Origin of the sequence: Streptosporangium sp. DT93 (assembly GCF_049844535.1) — a bacterium.
GTDB lineage: Bacteria > Actinomycetota > Actinomycetes > Streptosporangiales > Streptosporangiaceae > Streptosporangium.
In genome coordinates this window covers 731,167-749,073 of record NZ_JBNCLF010000001.1, presented here as the reverse complement: position 1 = coordinate 749,073, position 17,907 = coordinate 731,167, and the positions used below count along the sequence as shown (strand labels likewise).

General features: G+C 68.1%; 14 protein-coding genes, 1 tRNA gene and 1 pseudogene. 6 read left to right on the top strand and 10 right to left on the bottom strand.

Translation table 11 applies throughout. The features are described from left to right. Positions 1-28 precede the first annotated feature (28 nt). Together ACLQ2R_RS03665 and ACLQ2R_RS03660 are read right to left on the bottom strand one after the other, a co-directional pair. Entirely contained in the window at positions 29-544 is a 516-nt protein-coding gene (locus ACLQ2R_RS03665) for a bacterial proteasome activator family protein (protein WP_425957831.1), read from the bottom strand. 4 nt (positions 545-548) lie between these two features. Next, positions 549-1,505 (bottom strand): NAD(P)H-quinone oxidoreductase, encoded by a 957-nt coding sequence (locus tag ACLQ2R_RS03660; protein ID WP_425957830.1) that lies wholly within the window; start codon positions 1,503-1,505, stop codon positions 549-551. Between the two features lie 117 nt (positions 1,506-1,622). Here ACLQ2R_RS03660 and ACLQ2R_RS03655 point away from each other — a divergent pair, with 117 nt between their 5' ends. The 4 genes from ACLQ2R_RS03655 to ACLQ2R_RS03640 all read left to right on the top strand — a co-directional run bounded on the left by ACLQ2R_RS03655 (position 1,623) and on the right by ACLQ2R_RS03640 (position 5,952). After that, entirely contained in the window at positions 1,623-4,322 is a 2,700-nt protein-coding gene (locus ACLQ2R_RS03655) for an AAA family ATPase (protein ID WP_425957829.1), read from the top strand. A 198-nt stretch (positions 4,323-4,520) separates the two neighbouring features. Then, positions 4,521-4,609, top strand: a tRNA-Ser gene (locus ACLQ2R_RS03650). A 182-nt stretch (positions 4,610-4,791) separates the two neighbouring features. Beyond that, entirely contained in the window at positions 4,792-5,271 is a 480-nt protein-coding gene (locus ACLQ2R_RS03645; protein ID WP_425957828.1) for a hypothetical protein, read from the top strand. 96 nt (positions 5,272-5,367) lie between these two features. Beyond that, entirely contained in the window at positions 5,368-5,952 is a 585-nt protein-coding gene (locus ACLQ2R_RS03640; protein WP_425957827.1) for an SMI1/KNR4 family protein, read from the top strand. Positions 5,953-6,618: 666 nt separating this feature from the next. On the opposite strand, the gene ACLQ2R_RS03635 is transcribed toward ACLQ2R_RS03640, so the two are convergent. From ACLQ2R_RS03635 to ACLQ2R_RS03610, 6 genes and pseudogenes are all read right to left on the bottom strand, one after another. After that, the gene (locus ACLQ2R_RS03635; protein WP_425957826.1) at positions 6,619-6,978 is read right to left on the bottom strand and encodes a hypothetical protein; all 360 of its coding nucleotides are present in this window, start codon (positions 6,976-6,978) and stop codon (positions 6,619-6,621) included. A 763-nt stretch (positions 6,979-7,741) separates the two neighbouring features. Then, the gene (locus ACLQ2R_RS03630) at positions 7,742-8,362 is read right to left on the bottom strand and encodes a DUF4276 family protein (RefSeq protein ID WP_425957825.1); all 621 of its coding nucleotides are present in this window, start codon (positions 8,360-8,362) and stop codon (positions 7,742-7,744) included. Positions 8,363-8,370: 8 nt separating this feature from the next. Beyond that, positions 8,371-9,579 carry an AAA family ATPase gene (locus ACLQ2R_RS03625; protein ID WP_425957824.1) on the bottom strand — a complete coding sequence of 403 codons (1,209 nt, stop codon included), beginning with the start codon at positions 9,577-9,579 and terminating at the stop codon, positions 8,371-8,373. 207 nt (positions 9,580-9,786) lie between these two features. Further along, positions 9,787-10,065, bottom strand: a pseudogene (locus ACLQ2R_RS03620) (integrase core domain-containing protein); the annotation flags it as partial. Between the two features lie 429 nt (positions 10,066-10,494). Further along, a complete protein-coding gene (locus ACLQ2R_RS03615) occupies positions 10,495-10,950 on the bottom strand; it encodes a hypothetical protein (RefSeq protein WP_425957823.1) in 456 nt (151 codons plus the stop codon). Beyond that, entirely contained in the window at positions 10,947-11,633 is a 687-nt protein-coding gene (locus ACLQ2R_RS03610) for a hypothetical protein (protein WP_425957822.1), read from the bottom strand. Before ACLQ2R_RS03610 ends, ACLQ2R_RS03615 begins: the two co-directional genes overlap by 4 nt. A 291-nt stretch (positions 11,634-11,924) precedes the next feature. Here ACLQ2R_RS03610 and ACLQ2R_RS03605 point away from each other — a divergent pair, with 291 nt between their 5' ends. Both ACLQ2R_RS03605 and ACLQ2R_RS03600 read left to right on the top strand, forming a co-directional pair. After that, entirely contained in the window at positions 11,925-13,097 is a 1,173-nt protein-coding gene (locus tag ACLQ2R_RS03605; RefSeq protein ID WP_425957821.1) for a hypothetical protein, read from the top strand. A 299-nt stretch (positions 13,098-13,396) separates the two neighbouring features. Next, positions 13,397-13,897, top strand: coding sequence for a hypothetical protein (locus tag ACLQ2R_RS03600; protein ID WP_425957820.1), 501 nt, complete (start codon positions 13,397-13,399; stop codon positions 13,895-13,897). 141 nt (positions 13,898-14,038) lie between these two features. Here the strand turns inward: ACLQ2R_RS03600 and ACLQ2R_RS03595 are convergent, their stop codons facing one another. Both ACLQ2R_RS03595 and ACLQ2R_RS03590 read right to left on the bottom strand, forming a co-directional pair. Continuing rightward, the gene (locus ACLQ2R_RS03595; RefSeq protein ID WP_425957819.1) at positions 14,039-14,698 is read right to left on the bottom strand and encodes a M15 family metallopeptidase; all 660 of its coding nucleotides are present in this window, start codon (positions 14,696-14,698) and stop codon (positions 14,039-14,041) included. A 106-nt stretch (positions 14,699-14,804) separates the two neighbouring features. Then, entirely contained in the window at positions 14,805-17,804 is a 3,000-nt protein-coding gene (locus ACLQ2R_RS03590) for a BTAD domain-containing putative transcriptional regulator (RefSeq protein WP_425957818.1), read from the bottom strand. Positions 17,805-17,907 lie beyond the last annotated feature (103 nt).

The following is a 17,907-nucleotide window of genomic DNA, read 5'->3' as shown; positions in this document are numbered from 1 at the left end:
ACGAATGCCTGCGGGTGCCTACGGGTGCCTACAGGTAGGGGCCCGGGTTGGACGGGCCGCCCTCCTGCGGCTGCTGGAGGGACACGCCGCCCGGCAGGGCCCGGCGCATGTTCTCCAGCTGGGCGCGAGCGGCCATCTGCTGGGCGAAGAGCGTGGTCTGTATGCCGTGGAACAGCCCCTCCAGCCAGCCGACGAGCTGCGCGTGCGCGACCCGGAGCTCCGCCTCGCTCGGCGGGGTGCCGTTGGCGTCCTCGGTGAACGGCAGCGACAGCCGTTCCAGCTCGTCGACCAGTTCCGGCGCGAGCCCGTCCTCCAGCTCCTTGATGGAGCTCTGGTGGATCTCCTTGAGCCGCTTGCGGCTGGCCTCGTCCAGGGGAGCCGCGCGCACCTCCTCCAGGAGCTGACGGATCATGCTGCCGATGCGCATCACCTTCGCGGGCTGCTCGACCAGATCCGCGATCGACCGGCTCTCGCCGTCGTTCTCGGACGGGGAGCCCTGGGGACCCACGACCACGATGTGCGGGGTGCTCTCCTCAGCGTTCATAGCCTCAACCTACTAGCAGGATTTTCCCGATGTGTTCTCCGGACTCCAGGATCCGGTGCGCCTCGGCAGCCTCGCCCATCGGCACCCGGGCGTGCACGATCGGCCGGATCGCCCCGGCGTCGACCAGCGGCCAGACATCCCGCACGACCCCGCGCACGATGGCCCCCTTCTCGTCGACCGGCCGGGAACGCAGGGTGGTGGCGTGCACCGAGGCCCGCTTCGCCAGCAGGGCGCCCAGGTTCAGCTCCCCCTTCGCGCCGCCCTGCAGGCCGATCACGACCAGCCGCCCGCCGGTGTTCAGCGCCGTGACGTTGCCCGCGAGGTACGCGCCGCCCATGATGTCGAGGATCACATCGGCCCGTACCTTCTCGGAGAAGTCCTCCCGCCGGTAGTCGATCCCCTCGTCGGCCCCGAGCTCCAGGCAGCGGGCGATCTTCTCGGGGGACCCGGCGGTGACGACCACGCGGGAGCCGAACGCCTTGGCCAGCTGCACCGCCATGGTCCCGATCCCGCTGGCACCCCCGTGCACCAGCAGGGTCTCGCCCTTGCGCAGGCGCGCGGTCATGAAGACGTTGGACCAGACCGTGCACGCGACCTCGGGCAGCCCGGCCGCCTCGACCAGGTGGAGGCCCTCGGGCACCCTCATGACCTGCTGCCAGGGCACGGCGACCCTCTCGGCGTACCCGCCGCCGCTGAGCAGCGCGCAGACCCGGTCACCCGGCGCGAACCCCTCGACGTCCCGCCCCACCTCGCCGACCACACCGGAACACTCCAGCCCCGGGTACGGGGAGGCGCCGGGCGGCGGGTCGTAGAAACCCTGTCTCTGCAGCGTGTCGGCCCTGTTGACGGCCGAGGCGGCCACCTCGATCAGGACGTCACCGGGCCCGGTGACCGGGTCGGGGACCTGTCGCCAGGTCAGGACTTCCGGTCCGCCGGGTTTATCGATCACGATGGCGCGCATGTGAACAAAGGTATCCGCTGAGCTTCAACTTGGTGGTTGCTCGCGTTGACGAGAACACAGGGCGTTAACCTGCTATGTGTTTGCTGCCCTTTTATGCCCATCCCGAGGGGGAACACGGTGGCAAGGCACGATCGTGAGGAATCTCTCGAGGAACAGCTCGCCTGGCTCGACGCCATCAAGGAGCAGGAGGAGGCGCCCGCCCTGGGGGCCTCGGCCACCGCGATGGACGACGCCGTCGTCTCGCCGTACCCCAAGGATCCTTGGAGCCTGGTCCCGACCGAGCCCGACACGACCTCCTCGCCGCTGTTCCGCGCGGCCGTCGACTCGGCCCACCCGGTCACGTCCGAGGCCGAGCCGCGGGTCGAGGACGCCGACGCGGCCGAGTGGCTGGAGGCGTCCGAGACGAGTTCCTTCACCGTGCCCGCTCCGGCCTCCGGCAGGCGGACACCGGACTCCGGCGGGCAGGCTTCGGCTCCCGGCAGGGGAGCCTCCGCCTCCGGCGGGCAGTCTCCCGCTTCGAGCGGGCAGGCTTCTGCTTCGAGTGGGCAGGCTTCCGCTCCGGGTAGTCAGGACGACGGCTTCCTCGCCCCGCTCAAGCCGCTGCCGCGCCAGGAGTCCGGCGAGCCCGGTGAGTCCGGTGAGTCCGCCCCGGCCGACTTCACCGAACCGCACCTCCGCACGCCGTTCGCGGCGCCGGCCCAGGAGCCGTCCCGGGGTCTCTTCGAACAGCCCCGGCGCCCGGCGGAGCAGGTCGAGCCCTTCACCCCTGCCGGGTCCCCGGGCGGATCTCCGGGCGGAGCCTTCGACCCGGAGTCGGGCAGGCCGGCCTCCTCCGAGGGCGAGCGGTTCGGCTTCGGCGGCAACGACTCCGCGGACGCCGACACCGGCCGGTTCTCCTTCGGCCGCACCGAGACGGACCGTACGCGATCCGCCCCTGCGGGCCAGGACCGTCCCGCCGACGGCGACTCTCCGTCCACGGCCGCCGAGTCCGACCGGCAGGGCCGTTCCACCGACCGCTCTGCCGACCGCTCTGCCGACCGTGACCGGTCCGCTTCCGGTACGGCCGGGAGCGGCGGTTCCACGAGCGGCGCCGCCAGGGAGGACCGCTTCGTCGCGGGCGCCCCGGACGCCGAGCGGTTCCCCCCGATCGGCACCGAGCACGAGCGGACGCTCCCCGGATCCGCGACGGGCGCGTCCAGGGAGTCCGCCGGGCAGGCGTCCGAGCGTCCCGGCCCCGTCTCCGAGCGCTTCCAGCCCTCCGCGGGACCGGTTCTCCCGCCCGTGCCCGCCTCCGACGCCGACCGCGGCTCCGAGCGCGGTCCCGAACGTGAGTCCGAACGTGGCTCCGAGCGCGGTGGGGCGTTCCGGACGCCCGAGCCCTTCGACGCGGACAGGACCGAGTCCCCGGCCTCGCCGGAGCGTCCCTCCTCCTCCGGTTCGTTCGGCGGGGAGCGTACCGGCTCCGCGACGTCCTCCTTCGCCGCCTTCTCCACGTCCCCGTCCTTCGCGCCCGGCCGGGACGCGCCCGCGGGAGCGGACCGGGAGAACGTCCCGCCCACGGAGCGGGAGACCCCCTTCGCCTCCGAGCGCGATACCTCGTTCGGGCCAGAGCGCGAGACCCCCTTCGCGTTCGAACGCGACGCTTCCTTCGCCTCCGAGGGCGGCAAGCCGTTCGCCCCCGAGCGCGAGAAGCCGTTCACGCCCGACGACGACGGCCCCTTCGCGTCCGAGCGGGAGACCCCTCCCGCGCCGGGCAGGGAGAACCCCTTCGCACCCGCCAGGGAGCAGGCCGAGCCCTACCAGCCGCGCCGCCGCCAGACGGCTCCGGCACCGGCCTTCGGCGCGCCCGCCAGGCAGCACGCCCCCGGCGGGACCGGTCCCCGGCAGTCGGCCGACAGCCTGGACCCGGAGTCCCTGCTCAGGGGACGCCGCAACGGCCCGTCCGGAGGCTGGCGAAAGCTGATCTTCAAGGCGTCCGCAGGGCTGATCAAGCCGGGCGAGTCCCCCGAGGTCCGCCGGCGCAGGGAACTGGTCGCCCGTGCCCGCACCCCGGTGGCCACCGGCCACCACCGCGTCGCCGTACTGAGCCTCAAGGGCGGTGTCGGCAAGACCACCACCACGGTCGGCCTCGGCGCCACCCTCGCCCAGGTGCGCGGCGACCGGGTCATCGCCGTCGACGCCAACCCCGACCGGGGCACGCTGTCGGACAAGGTGGAGCTGGAGACCTCCGCCACGGTCCGCGACCTGCTCAACGAGCGGCAGCAGATCAAGAGGTACGTCGACATCCGGGCCTTCACCTCGCAGGCCCCGTCACGCCTGGAGATCCTTGCCTCCGACCGTGACCCGTCGGTGTCGGAGGCGTTCAGCGCGTCCGACTACCAGTCGGTCTCCCAGGTCCTGGAGAACTTCTACTCGATCTGCATCACCGACTGCGGCACCGGCCTGCTCCACTCGGCCATGTCAGGGGTACTCGGACTGGCCGACCAGCTCGTCCTGGTCAGCTCCCCGTCCGTGGACGGTGCCCGCGCCGCCTCGGCGACCCTCGACTGGCTGGAGGCCCACCACTACGAGGAGCTCGTCCGCTCCGCCACCGTGGTGCTGTGCAGCGTCCGCCCGCGCTCGAAGTCGACCGTCGACCTCGACCGCCTGGAGGCCCACTTCGCGGCCCGCTGCCGGGCGGTCGTCCGCGTTCCTTATGACCCGCACCTGGAGGAGGGGGCGGAGATCGACCTGGAGAGGCTCCAGGGCGGCACCCGCGACGCCTACCTCCGCCTGGCCGCCTCGGTCGGCGACGGCTTCGCCGGTCCCCAACCCTGACCCGCATCCGGTAGCTCCGACCGGCATCCGGCAACCCTGACCCGTCCCCGGCAGCCTCAACCCGCACCCGTCAGCTTCGCTCGCACCCGGCGGCCGTCCCATGTCCGAAAGGACGCGAGGCGCCCGCCGGGTCCCGGGCACCCCCGGGCCAATGAGAGACTAGGGTGCAATCTGACACGTTCTCCGGACGTGTCACCAGGAGAGCTCGCCTAGTGGACGATGGCGGCGGTCTTGAAAACCGCTAGGCCGGGTGACCGGTCTCGTGGGTTCGAATCCCACGCTCTCCGCCGACCTTATGGAACGGCGTCTGACCAGGCAATTCGCCTCGGTGAGGCACCGTTGATCGTTTCCAGGACGCGCAGCCGTACGCCGCTGCGAGCGGCCCCTGAACGGTGTTCGCTAGATAGATCTTGAGACGTTTCCCCAGGTCGTAACCGAGAATTTTGTCCCGAGAATTGGGGAGGGGGCCATGGATCCCATGGGCTGGGATCGAATACCCGGACCGGCCTGGTACCGCCCGGAAGCCGCCCAAGCGGCGATGGAGGCGCTGGCCCAGTCCGCGGATTCTCGGCAGGCCGCTCGCGCGCTGGCCGATCTTCGGTACGCGGTCACGAACGACCATGCCGGAACCCTGTGTCCGGCCGCCGTTCCCGCGACCAGTGTGCTTCTGGAGGCGATCGGAGAACGGCCTGGACGACCCCGGCAGGAGGCGTTGAACGCACTGCTGGACTGGTGGGGATGCTTCCATCCCGAGCCGGGATTCGAGACCTACGAGGACCCGTTGGCCGGGGCTGTCGGCCTCGTCGGAGGAATCGTGGGGCGCGTCCGTGGTGCCACGGACATACTTCGCCGTGTTGCCGATGATCCGTCCGGAGGCGGTGGGCATCGCCCCGGTGCGAAGCTGCTTCTGGCCAGACTCGACAAGGGCTGGAGTGAGGCGGTCAGCTGATACGGGGAAACCAAAGGCGGAATCAAGACTGGTCAGGTGAGGCGGTTGCGCCTTATATCGGCTGGACTGTCGGGCGTGACCGTTAGGGTCCCCGCCATGGTGATCTCCAACACCCCCCGCTATCCCTGGGACGATCTTCTCCGCGCCGTGAACGACAAGGCTCAGAAGTACTTCGCCGAGTACAGGGATATTCCGCCCGAAAAGCGAGGGGGGCCGGACGACGGGTTCGGCCTCGCCACCTGGCTCGGCGCGCCGGGTGCCGGGGAGGCCGAGATCGCGCGACACGAGGAACGCCTCGGCATGCGTCTGCCGCCGAGCTATCGGGAGTTCCTCCAGGTCGCCGATGGCTGGGACGAGTACAGCCATGCGTCTCTCCGCCTGATGTCCCTGGCCGAAGTCGGCTGGACCCGTGATGTCGATCCAGGACTCGCCCGGGCCTGGGATCAGTTGGAGGACGATGACGACCCACAGGATCAGTGGTATCTCCATCAGGAGTCCATGTCCGGCAGCCTCTACATATCCGAGTACATCGAGGGGCAGGTGTACCTGCTCAACCCGCACGTCGTCGGGCCGGACGGCGAATGGGAGGCATGGGACTTCGCGACCTGGCATCCGGGCGAGGTCCGCTACAGGTCGTTCTGTGACCTCATGAAGCACGTGTTCGGCGGGTACCTGTCGTGACTTAGGCGCACCTCGATAGAGCAGAAAGGCCCCGGTGTTTCCGAGGCTCTTCGCTGAACGGCGAGTCACACGGCCAACGCGTCCCGATCCCGCGGTTGGCGATCTCCGCGCCTCCATCGATGCACTTGGCGTAGGCCTTGAGCAGCACGTTCACCCCGTGCTCCACCCGCTCGGACACGTTGGGAGCCGCCACCCCGGCGTCGAACCATAGCGAGACGGTCGCGTGCTCGTAGGCGTACGGCCGTGCTGCCAGAGGTGAGGCGATCTGTTCGAGAGTCAACGCCAGGTTCCGGGTCGCTTTCCACACCCCGCAGTAGGTATCGAGAGTGTGGTGGTGCGAGACCTCCGGTGCCCTCCGCTACCAGTCACCGCACCACCACACTCGTCTACCGAGCCCGCCCGGCCAGCAGCGCCGACCAGACGGCCCGAGCTTCAGTGATCCGCCAGGGGCGGGTCTCATGAACCTGATGATCGCCATCGCATCGAAGGGTTCGCCGAATGAGTCCCTGCCCGGCACCGGCGTGGAGCTCGTAGATGGTGGCTCGACATCCACACGTCCAGGACTCTGGTTGTGTCCGTCCCAGAGCCCCGTTCGGCTCCCGCCACTCCAGGCGCAGGTGATCGCGTTGAGCCATGACCACATGTGGGCTGATCGCCAGGCATTCATCAGACAGGATCGGCACGATGCACTTCCACTGCCTCAGCGGACAGGGGGCGGTTTTTGCGCAGATCGGCGTAGCGGAAGGCGACCTTTTGGGCGGCCTGGTCGGGCTCTTGAGCCGTGTGCCGGGCATACAGCACTCGTCCACGTTCGGCGTCTCGTTGCCCTGTCGCCCACCAGAAGGTCAGGCCGTCGGACCAGACGGTCAGTCCTCTCCAGACCGACACCACGGCCAGCTCGTAACCGCCGCTGACGTCGGCACCGATCCCGCATCGCCCCAGCGCTGCCTTCAACGCCTGCGCCGCCCTCACCGAGGAACAGACCTCGTCGCGAACCACGTGCCCCGCAGGCGGGAAAGCGCTCATGTGCCGGTCCGCGCATTCGGCGCCGAGATGACCCTCTGGCCCTGGCAGGGCGAGCAGTCATCTCGTACGCGGGTGAAGGCCGGGGGCGTCTCCGGCAAGCCGCCGATCATGGCATGTCGCATGCGGGCGTACTTCAAGCCTTCGCTGTCGTATGACATGCGTGCCTGTCCGGTCATGACGTGCCCCCTTACTACGCCCATAAGACGGCTGTCCGGAATCACCGTGGCCCCTCAACTCCACCAATGCCATTCCGGCCCCCGAAGCGCAGACAACGCCACGAGCAGGCACAGAAGACGATCAAGGTGTCAAGCATCAAGCGAGGCCAGAGTGTCAACCATCAACCGAGACAGGACAACAGCGCAACGAGTGACTTGCCGAATTGTTCTCATAGGTATCAAGGCGGCGGCGCGGCTCGCCGCCCGAGCGTGCGGCGTGGGCGCCGGTCTCGGCCGGCAGCAGGACCACGTGCCGCCCGCCGCACCGCTCGCCCGCCGTACTTGGCCATCGGCCGCCGCACCGGAGCCGCACCGCCGCCCAAATGCATCCCTTACGACCGCCTGGCGATGGCTGATCTTTCCGCAGGGTGGGGGCGATCGGCGATCCGCGGCTTCGTTCCTCAGCCCCGGCTCATCGGGTAACCCAGACTGGGGTTACCGCCTGGCTACGTAACACCACAGACCAGTAAGAATAGAGCAATATATTAATGCCCCCGAAAAGATGAATGAAAATTTTCTCAATAAGGCTGAAGTCTCAACCGATAATCTCAAGCAGTGAGATGACGAACAGCTCGACAGAACTGCTGAAAGCTCACCGAAGTATTAACGTCTGGAATCATGTAGGGGGAAACGCTCCTTGCGAGCTGAAGTTTGGCTAGCCCGTTGGTAAAATATCCCGCTTTCTGAAGGAGTTTTTCTAGTCTTTCCCAGGTTCCCCCGTTGATGGAATCCGGATCTCTCAATCCCGCGCGAGTCTCGAAAGCGGAAGGAAGCTTCGGATAAGCCTTGCGGAGCGCACTAGGGTCACCAAAAAACCATGATTCGAGTTCTTCGCAAGCCAGTCGCACAACTACTGAGCCGCCAGAAATCGGCTCTTTTAAGCTGCCGACCTTCATTCCCGAAAGCGTAATTATGTCTAATATTTCTTGCTTTAAATCGACGCAGTCGCTGTCATCTCGGTCTATCAAGATCAAAAACTTGATGTTGGCCGACTCTGCCCATGAGGCGTAACCACGCAGGCGATCAGGAAGCTTCTTAAGAAGGTTTGACTTGCCCTGGAAATCGCGTAGTTCGAAATCTTGTCCACGAACTAATCCGGGCTGAATAATAGGCATGAGGATGTCTAGAGCAACTTCAGCGCTAGGCTCCTCTAGGAGGATTTCCAGCACGTGATCGCCTACCTAATCGGCGGAATAGAGGGGCCACCTAGACCGAAGTAGCCTTCCATCCACAAATCACCCAAAAGCGCTCCGTTGGCCGTTAGGGGATGCACTTGCGGAATTTCGGAAGCTTGTATTGCCTGACTATAGCCATCAAGCCCTCGATAAAGGATCCGAAGTTCAGTGGAGCGTACGCCGTTAACAAAAAAAGGTGAATGCGTTGACACGAATAGCTGACTCCGACCGGATGCATTCCTGCACTCCTCGGCCAACTCGATAAGTAGTCTTGGGTGTAGCTGGTTTTCGGGCTCTTCGATACCGATCAAGGCAGGTGGTTCGGGATCATACAACACTGTGAGATAGGCAAGCATCTTCAACGTGCCATCAGAGACCCATCGGGCCTGAACCGGATCGTTGAATGGGGAGTCTTTTAGTCGCAGCAAAAGCCGACCATCATCCAATGGTCTAGCCTCGACTTTTTCGAGATGCGGCACCCGCGTAGCGAGGACTTTGAGTATTTGGTCGAGCCTATTCTCGTGCTGCTCGCCGAGATACTGCATAACATTAGGAAGGTTATCCCCTGTCTTCGACAGCCTCTCTTGAGGACCTGCTTCAGGGATTCCCCTACTATCCTCAACTGATATATATGAGAGATACCAACCAGTGATAAACCTGCGCAATGCACTCACGCGAGGATGCTTTGCAAGCTGGCCGAGAGTATTTACGGCAAGCAGATCGGGTGACTCTAGACGCTCCGTAATCCGGGTATCGCGCTCATCTGGTAGTTCGCCTGAAATAACACTGCCTTCGCCATTGTGAAAGTCTAGAAACGCGAAAGGTCGTCCATGCTGGCCGCGGCGCCATTTTAAGGACTCCGCTACTACAATTGGCCCTCGCGGTCCCTCGTCGATCGTTAGATGATAGGTAACAAGACTAAGGCCTGGCTCACGGTACTTAAGCTCAATCTCGATAGGGCCATCAGATCCGCGCGACCGCAACTCTTTGCCGCGCCCCCGCCTGTCCCAGGCACGTCTTAGGCCATCAACAAAACATTCAGAAAGAAATGCGAAAACGTCGAATAATGTCGACTTTCCGCTTCCGTTTGGACCCAAAAGAACCGTCAATGGTGTTATGTCGTGAAGGGCGAAGTCACGCAAAACGCGATAGTTCTTGACGTGCAAACTCTCGATGCGAGGCAGTTTACGCCCGGGCTGCTCACGGCTCATGAAATCACCCTATCGACTTACCCATAACTTACAGTGACCCGGTAAGTAGGACTCTACGGCAGTTGCCTAGTTGTCCGCCATGCTAGCGGCGAAGCGAACACCAGAGGATGATCAGCGGTGACGACACGAACCTTGCCGGATTCTCAGCGTTGCCAGGAGGGGGTGAGGGCGTGCCGGGGGTTCGCCCCGAAGTATGGGCACCGGTCATCATGCAGCAAGCAGCACCTTATCGATGGTTTGCTGCTCGTATTCGATCGGGCTGAGGTAACCGAGAGCGGAATGCCTCCTGCGGGTGTTGTAGCGGGTGATCCATTTGAAGACGGTCAGGCGGGCCTCACCTGTCGAGGACCAGCGCTTGACGCCCTGCAGCGTCTCGCGTTCGAGACTGGCGTTGAAGGTCTCCGCGGCGGCGTTGTCGGCGCTGAACCCGACGGCTCCCATGGACTGGCGCACGCCCAGCTCGGCGCAGACGGCGGTGGACTCAGCCAAAATGTCTGCCTGGGTTCAAGTGGTCGTCGCACCGCCACGCTGCTCAGGGAGCCGTCTTCGGCCCGGTGCGGCCGATCAGCCGGGTCCTTCCTGTGAAGGGTGAGGTGGCTTCGAGACTCGCGGTGGTCGGCCTTGGGGCAGGCCGGCTGTGGGGTGAGTCCCGGGGCCACAGGAAGTGGCGGACCTGGATGATCGGCCGCTCGGGGTGTGACCGACCGGTCGCCGTGGGGCTGGGTCCGCCACAGGTCGAGGTTCACCTGTTGCATCAGGTCCCACAGTTCGCCGGCGCTGTCGGCGTGGATGATGCGGCAGCGGGTCGGGTCGGTACACTCCCACGCCTCGAAGCGCTGGTGGCGTGGGCTCCAGATGACCAGCCAGGTCGGCGCGTGCCGCTGTAGTTGCTCGGCGGCTCGGGCCGTGAGGGCGTCATCGCGGGACGACATGGTCGGCCATCAGGACGTCGGCCAGTAGCGGTAGCTCACAGCCCAGCACGTCGGTGAGCGGGCGGGCGCGCAGGATCCGGTAGTCGTGGACGAGCCGCTCGGCGGCGGCGGCCGTCGTCGTCTCCGTGGCGGGTGCCGGCCTGCCCCGGCGCGAAGGCTTGGGGGAGGTCCAGTGGATCTCCTGGCCGTCGGTGTAGGCGATCAGTCCGTAGTAGATCGATATCGCGGCGCGGCCGGAGGCGAGCTCGTGGACGTCGGTCGGGATGTCGTGACGGGCCAGCGCGGCGGCCAGCTCCTCGGCGCGGCGTAGGGCGGCGGGGCGGTGCGCCGCTTCCTGCGTGGTGGCGGTGGTCGACGGCGCGGCGGCGTGCGCATGGGAAGGAAGTCCGTCGCCGCGCCTGCTTATGGGGGTCTCGCCTTGCGGCGGGGCCGCTTTCATGCCGCGACCTCCTGCCACCGGGAGAGCTCATACCGTCGGGGCAGGGTGGTGTCCGGGGGGTGGTTGCGGCCGAGGGCGACGGCGAGCCCCGGCCGGAGGGTCTGATGCCACTGCTCGGGTGAGAGCGGAGACGAGGGTGGGGATGGCAGGGTGAGCGGTGGCCGGTCGAGTGTCTCCCCGGGGCGCGGGGGCGGGATGCTGGCGCCGGCCGGGTGGAGGGCGTGGGCCGCGGCGCGGGCTCGTCGCCGGGTGAGGGGGTCGCGGGCGAGGGCCAGGCGGAGCGCGCGGTCGGCGCGCGTCTCGACCTGCCGATGCGGGCGGGCGCCGCCGGGCGCCGCCGGCCGCCGGAGGTCGGTGCGTCCGGCGGGCCGGGTACGCGACGGCGTCGGCTCGGCCTGGCGGGGCGCGGGTACGGGCGTCGGCCACGTGGTGACCGGGCGGGCGGGTTCGAACGTCGGCAGGGTCTGGCCGAGACCGAGCCGGTGGCGCACGTCGAGGCGCTGGGCCACCAGCTCGGCGGACGGCTGGAGGTACTCGTGGTCAGCTGCCTGGCCGGGGCAGCCGTGCGCGTAGGGAGCGTGCCCGCAGGCGGCACACCCCATCGGCAGGGGTGGGACGTCGGCGAAGCAGTGGCAACCGGCCACGGTGGGCCGGTCGAGAACCGGAGCACTAGGGTTGTTCACAGGTCAGGAGAGCCTTCCTGATCAAGGGGCCCGTCCCGGTGTCAGCTACCGGTGGCGGGCTCCGTCTTTTCATGGAGCTTCCATGAGAACGCTGCGTAACCGCTTTGCAACAGGGGATACTTTGGATGGGGCGGATATCCCCCCGTATCCCTGTGCCTTTGAGGTGCGCGCATGAATGATCTCCCCGGGTGGGCTGCCAGGTTGCGCGAAGAGCGGCAGTCACATGAATGGTCCGTGAGGGACGTAGCCAGGCAGTTGATCGATACGGCGAGTGGTCGCACGCGGGCACACATGCCGACCCACGAGTCGTTGACCCGCATGGTCCGCACGTGGGAGGCCGGTCAACACCAGCCGAGCGAGCCCTACCCGCAGTTGCTTGCGCAGATCTTCGACGTCGCCGAGGGGGAGCTGTTCGCCGATCCATCGGACGGCACCGAATTGGCGAAATCGTCTGAGGGTAGTCTCATCCGCAAGGCGCCAGATGGAGACGACGACATGGAACGCCGACGACTTTTGCAGCTTGCCGCCGCCAGTGCCGGGATTGGGATGGTCGGCGTTTCTGGCGAGCCGGTTCGCCAACTCCTCGACCTGTTCCTCGATCAGGACTTCCGAAGCGGCGAGGAGTGGGAGATGTCCGCCGCCGACCACTTGTACGCGCTTCGTACTCGGCCTCCTGCGCAGGTGGCGGCCGATCTCGTCGTTGACCTGCTCACGGTACGGCGGCAGATGGAGGCGTCGTCTCCCGCCGAGGTGACAGAGCTGCAGCGGACCCTGGCGATGTTGGCTAGTATTCACGCCAACGCGTTGACCCGCCTGGGAGACCACGGGGCCGCCGTCCGCTGGTGGCGTACCGGCCGGAGTGCGGCCGACGCCTCCGGGGACCGGGAGGTGCGCCTTATGGTCCGCTCCGAGGAGGCGGGGCACGGGCTCTACGGGCAGCGTGCCCCGGAGACGGTCATGCGCCTCGTCGGCAACGCGGAACAGATCGCCGGCCCTTCCGTCGACTTGCTGACCACCCGGGCGAAGGCCCTCTCTCTGCTCGGCAAACATGCCGAGGCGTGTGAGACGTTGGATGCCCTTGTCGAGCTGACGGAGAAGGGAGCTCACGGGGATTCGCTCGGTTTCTGGAAGGAAAACCAGATCTACTTCGCGCAGAGCTGGGTGTACGCGGGTGCGGGTGACGAGGTCAGGGCGGGGACAGCCCGGGAGAACGTGCTCAGGCAGACCGGTGACTACCAGTACCGGGCCAATGTCGCCCTCCATGAGGCGCTCTGCACGGTTGTCCAGGGTGCCGTCGACGAGGGGGTCCGCCAGGCGGCGGCGGTGATAGATCCTCTCCCCGCCGCTTACCGCAGCAACCACATCATCGAGACCGGGCGTATGCTGCTGCGCAGCGTCCCGCTCGATCAGCAGGAACGCCCGGCCATCGGCGAGTTTCGTGAAGTGCTGGCGATCGGGGCGTGATCCCGGCCCACAGGAGTGCAACGTGCCGTCCACCAACTGGTGGACGGGCCGTTGTTTCTTCCGGCGGATACGATCACGCAATGGAGCCGGTCCTCTCGTCGTCACGGTGTCGTCGCGCTGTTGCCGTCCACCCGGGAACGGGTGACGGCGAGCGGGCGGTGACGCCCATCCTGGACTGGAAGCACCCCCGGGTGTTGAGGTTGGCGAGTGAGGCCCGGAGTGAGAACACCGGGACGGACCGGGGTCTTCTGGTCACCGCTCACCGGCTCATCGCCGCACGGGTGCGTCCGGTGTACGCCATGAACGACACGCAGCCGGTCTCCAGGACGCTTCTCCTGGGACGCGGATCGTGCAGCCAGCGGCTGGCGGTCCTGGAAGCGGCGGGGCGGGCCGGCGGGATCGCCGACCGGGTCAGGGGACTGCTGGTGGACGGGCGTTTCTGGCATCCGCGATTTCCCCGGTTGCGGCCGTTGATCCCGCGTCGGGTAGTGCTCGCCTGGCCGGAGTTCCTGCTCGACGACCGGTGGGTGACCGTCTCCGAGCTCTACGGTGATCTCGGTACGTTGCGGGAGGGGGGCGGGTTCACCAACACCAGTGGTGAGACGCTCTTCGACGCGGTGGCCCGTACCGCCGTGGACTGGGACGGGGTGACCTGCTCGTCGTGCGACCTGTCCGGCCACGTCCTGTCCGATCTGGGGTATTTCAGCTCCCGTGACGCGCTGTTCCGGACGCATGGTCAGACGTTGTGCATGCCGGTTCGTCTCGTCGCGGACCCCGTCATGAGTCGCCGGGCGGCCTGAGTACCGCCTGCACCGGCAGGATCACTGAAGGGACCTCGTTATCGCTCGGGGTCCCTTCGTCTCCGCTTACGCCGCCAACGCATCCTCCACTGGTCGACCGGTGACCGGAGGGCGACCGTCCGGTGGCTCCCGGAAAGGCGCTCAGTGGTCAGGGCCGCCGCTCATGCCGTAGCGGGCGTGGCGCGTACCCGTGGTGAACGCCCAGTAGCGGTCGCCGTAGGACCAGTGCCACCACTCGGTGGGATAGTTGACGAACCCGGCGGACGCCATGGCGGCCCCGAGGATGTCGCGGTTGCTCCGGGCCTCGGGAGAGAGATCGGGAAAAGCGGTGTGACAGGCCTCGTCGCTCTCCGGCGGGGTGGCGTTGACTCGCGTGCCCATCGGGATCTCCACGCCGGAGACGGTGCACAGGGTCAGGTCCACCGCGCCTCCGGTGACGTGCGGGGCCACCTCGGGCGGGGAGACGTACCTGCTGGCCTCGACGTGGGCCCGCCGCTCGTCCCAGCCGGGGTTGGCCTCCCGGTGGGCGGCCACGGACTCGGCGAAGTAGCGGTGCTGCAGCGCCGCCGGGCGGAACCCCTCCACGACCAGCAGGCGCAGCCTGCGGGGCAACCGGGTCTGTGCGGCGATCAGGCGGTCGGCCACGCTCAACCGCACGTGCGCGTACGCGCCCTCGGGGTCGGCGAGGTGCCCGTCGATCCGGATGGCCTCCACGGTGCGGAGGTCCGTCAACGGCTCGCCGCACTCCCTCACCGGCACCTCGGCGATCCGGGGATCCGACAGAAGCACGATCTCCCGCATGCAAGCCTCCATGATGTCTCACCTTCAACGGCGCTCCGCATGGGACGCCGACGCAGATGATGCACCACGACACTTCAAGAACGCTGTAATCACCCCCGCGAGGCCCTCAGCCGACGAGCTCGTGCGACTCGCGGGCCTCGTGCAACCGGAAGATCTCCACCGCCTCGGCCAGGGCGGTCCCGGCGGAGACGTCGTCGCCGAGCGCGTCGTACACCTGGGCCAGGTCGCGCAGGGTACGGGCCCGGAACAGGGTGGCGCGCAGCGTCTCCCACAGGGCCAGCGACTCCTCCAGGCGGCTCCTGGCCTGGTAGAGCCGCCCCTCGGCCAGGTCGAGCTCGCCGAGCGTGCGCAGGGTGCACGCCTCGCCCCAGCGGTCGTTGAGGGTACGGGTCGTGGCGAGTGCCTCCTCCACGGTCCGGCGCGCCGGGTCGAACCGGCCGAGCCGCATCCAGGTCTTGGCCAGGGAACGCATGCAGTACGCCTCCATCAGCCGGTCGCCCAGCTCACGGAAGATCGGCAACGCCTCCTCGCACAGTCTCTCCGACCGCTCCAGCTCGCCCCGGGCACGGTGGTACAGGGACATGCTCCGCAAGGTCAGGCCCTCACCGCGGCGGTTGCCCGCCTCCCGGTACAGGGACAGGGCGGCGGTGAGGTCGTCCCAGGTCGCCGGGTAGTCCCCGCGCTCCAGGTGCACGCTGCCGGACAGCCGTTTGACGTGTGCCAGTGCCGAGGGGTCGGCGAGGCCGCTCCACTGCCGGCTCGCCCGGTCCAGGAAGTGCAGCGCCTCGGGCAGGTAGCCCTGTTCGCGGCAGGCGGCGCCGAGGGCGGCGAGCGTGGCGGCCTCGCCCCGGGCGTCGCCCGTGGTGCGGAACAGGGAGAGGGCCTGGCTGAGATACTCGCGGGACTCGGCGTAGTGGTCGCGCTCGTAGTACAGGTGGCCGAGGCCGGCGAGCAGGGTCGCCTCGCCCAGGGCGTTGTCCGTCCGCCGCGCCACCGCCAGCGCGGCCTCGTGCGTGCGGTGCCAGGCCGCGAACGGGTTGTCGAAGACGTACTGGCTGCCCTCGAAGGCCACCGAGGACAGCGCGGAGGCCAGTTGCACGGCGATGTCGTCGAGGTCCATCGCCGCCGCCAGCTCCACCGCGAGGATCAGCGCCTCCTCCTCGCCGCGGAACCAGCCGTGCGGGTCGGCGAGCGCCGTGCGCGCCACCTCCGGATCCACCGGCCGCGCCAGGCCGAGGGCCGCGCGCATCGGGATCGCGCCGGTGGGTACGGCCTCGCTGAGCTGTTCGACCAGCCACAGCCACCCGCCGAGCACCCTGCGCACCACCGCGACGCGCTGGGGCTCTGATTCCTCTGTATACGCCCGTTCCCGGGCGAACAGCCGGACCAGGTCGTGCAGCCGGTAGCGGGCCCGGCCGGTCGCGTCGGTGTCTGTCACGTTCGCCAGGGAGGTGTCCACCAGGTGATCCAGCACCCGCTCCGCCTCGTCCAGGCCGGTGCCCATGGCCGCCGCCACCACCCACACCGGGAAGTACGGCAGGCCCAGCAGGCCCAGGCGGCGCAGCGCCGTCCTGGCCTCGGAGGGCAGCAGGGCGTAGCTGAGGGCGATGCCGGCCCGTACCTCCTGGTCCCCGACGGCCAGCTCGTCCAGCCTGCGCTGCTCGTCGGCGAGCCGGTCGGCCAGCCGGGCCACCGACCATTGACGGCGCGAGGCCAGCCTCGCCCCGGCGATCCGCAGCGCGAGGGGCAGACCACCGCACTGTCGTACGATGCGCTCCGCGGCTTCTGGATCCGAGGCGATGCGCTCCGTGCCGGCGACCTGCCCGAGGAAGCGCAGGGCGGCCTGGTCGGGCAACAGGCCCAGGTCGAGCACGGTCGCGCCGGCCAGACCGGCCAGGCGGTTGCGGGAGGTGACGACGGCCCCGCAGCCAGGGGCGCCGGGCAGCAGCGGCCGGACCTGTCGCTCGGTGGCGGCGTCCTCCAGCATGATGAGCTTGCGTTTGTCGGCCAGCAGCGTGCGGTATCGGGCGGCGCGCTCCTCCAGCGTGTCGGGTGGCGACGTCCCCGGTTCCAGATCGCGCAGCAGCCGGCCGAGGAGCTCCTGCGGGGTGGCGGGCGCCTCCGAGGTGCCGCGCAACTCGACGTGCAGCTGGCCGTCGGGGTAGAGGTGCGCGATCTCGTGCGCGGCGCGCAGCGCCAGGGTCGACTTGCCCACACCGCCCGGCCCGAAGATCACACAGATCGGCATGGCGTCCGGCCTGGTGAGGCGGTCGCGTAACTCCTCGATCTCCTCCTCGCGCGCGGTGAAGTCGGACGGCGGGGAGGGCAGCTGCCGGGGCGGGGCGGCCTTCGCCGCGCCCAGCAGCGCGGGATCGGAACGCAGGACGGATTCGTGCGCCTGCCGCAACTCCGGCCCGGGCTCGATGCCCAGTTCCTCGTTCAGCACCCGTCTGCCGTGCCGGTAGACGTCGAGCGCGTCCGCCTGCCGGCCGATCCGGTAGAGCGCCACCATGAGGTCGCGGCGCAGCCGCTCGCGCACCGGATGCGTCGCGACGAGTTCGTTGAGCTCGTCGATCAGGCCGTCCTCCCGGCCCGCCGCCAGGTCGGCCGCGACCCGCTCCTCGATCGCCGTCAGCCGCAGTTCCTCCAGCCTGGCCGCCTCCGCGCGCAGGTGGGTGTCGCCGATCCCGCTCAGGGCCGGGCCCCGCCACAGCGCCAGGGCCGTCCGGAACAGGTCCGCCGCCTCCGGGTGGCTTCCGTCGCGCGCCGCCTGCCGCCCCTGGCCGGTGAGCCGCTCGAAGACGGTCTTGTCCAGGCTGTCCGGCGGGATCTCGGCGGAGTAGCCCACCCGGTGCGAGACGATGACCTCCGGCAGGCCGGCGTCGGTGAACGCCCGGCGCAGCGAGGCGACATAGGTCTGCAGGACCCCCCGCGCGCTCTGCGGCGGCCTGTCCTGCCAGATCGCCTCCATCAGCCGTTCGACGGTGACCACCCGGCCGGAGGCCAGAAGCAGGGTGGCGAGCAGAACCCGCGGCTTGCCTCCCCCCAGAGGAACCTGCCGCCCGCCGTTCAGCACCTCGACCGGACCCAAAAGCCGTAATTCCACTTGAACCTCCCCAAGGCTCAATTAACCATCCCAAACCTAAACGTCCGTCGACGCTTTCGGTCTCCAGGAGGGCAGGAGAATCCAGCGGGGATCCTGCGGGACG

Coding starts and splice junctions, on each gene's coding strand:
- ACLQ2R_RS03600 (WP_425957820.1), top strand. CDS start 13,397: ATGAACGACACGCAGCCGGTCTCCAGGACGCTTCTCCTGGGACGCGGA.
- ACLQ2R_RS03615 (WP_425957823.1), bottom strand. CDS start 10,950: ATGAAAGCGGCCCCGCCGCAAGGCGAGACCCCCATAAGCAGGCGCGGC.
- ACLQ2R_RS03605 (WP_425957821.1), top strand. CDS start 11,925: ATGCCGACCCACGAGTCGTTGACCCGCATGGTCCGCACGTGGGAGGCC.
- ACLQ2R_RS03625 (WP_425957824.1), bottom strand. CDS start 9,579: ATGAGCCGTGAGCAGCCCGGGCGTAAACTGCCTCGCATCGAGAGTTTG.
- ACLQ2R_RS03645 (WP_425957828.1), top strand. CDS start 4,792: ATGGATCCCATGGGCTGGGATCGAATACCCGGACCGGCCTGGTACCGC.
- ACLQ2R_RS03665 (WP_425957831.1), bottom strand. CDS start 544: ATGAACGCTGAGGAGAGCACCCCGCACATCGTGGTCGTGGGTCCCCAG.
- ACLQ2R_RS03640 (WP_425957827.1), top strand. CDS start 5,368: ATGGTGATCTCCAACACCCCCCGCTATCCCTGGGACGATCTTCTCCGC.
- ACLQ2R_RS03660 (WP_425957830.1), bottom strand. CDS start 1,505: ATGCGCGCCATCGTGATCGATAAACCCGGCGGACCGGAAGTCCTGACC.
- ACLQ2R_RS03635 (WP_425957826.1), bottom strand. CDS start 6,978: ATGAGCGCTTTCCCGCCTGCGGGGCACGTGGTTCGCGACGAGGTCTGT.
- ACLQ2R_RS03595 (WP_425957819.1), bottom strand. CDS start 14,698: ATGCGGGAGATCGTGCTTCTGTCGGATCCCCGGATCGCCGAGGTGCCG.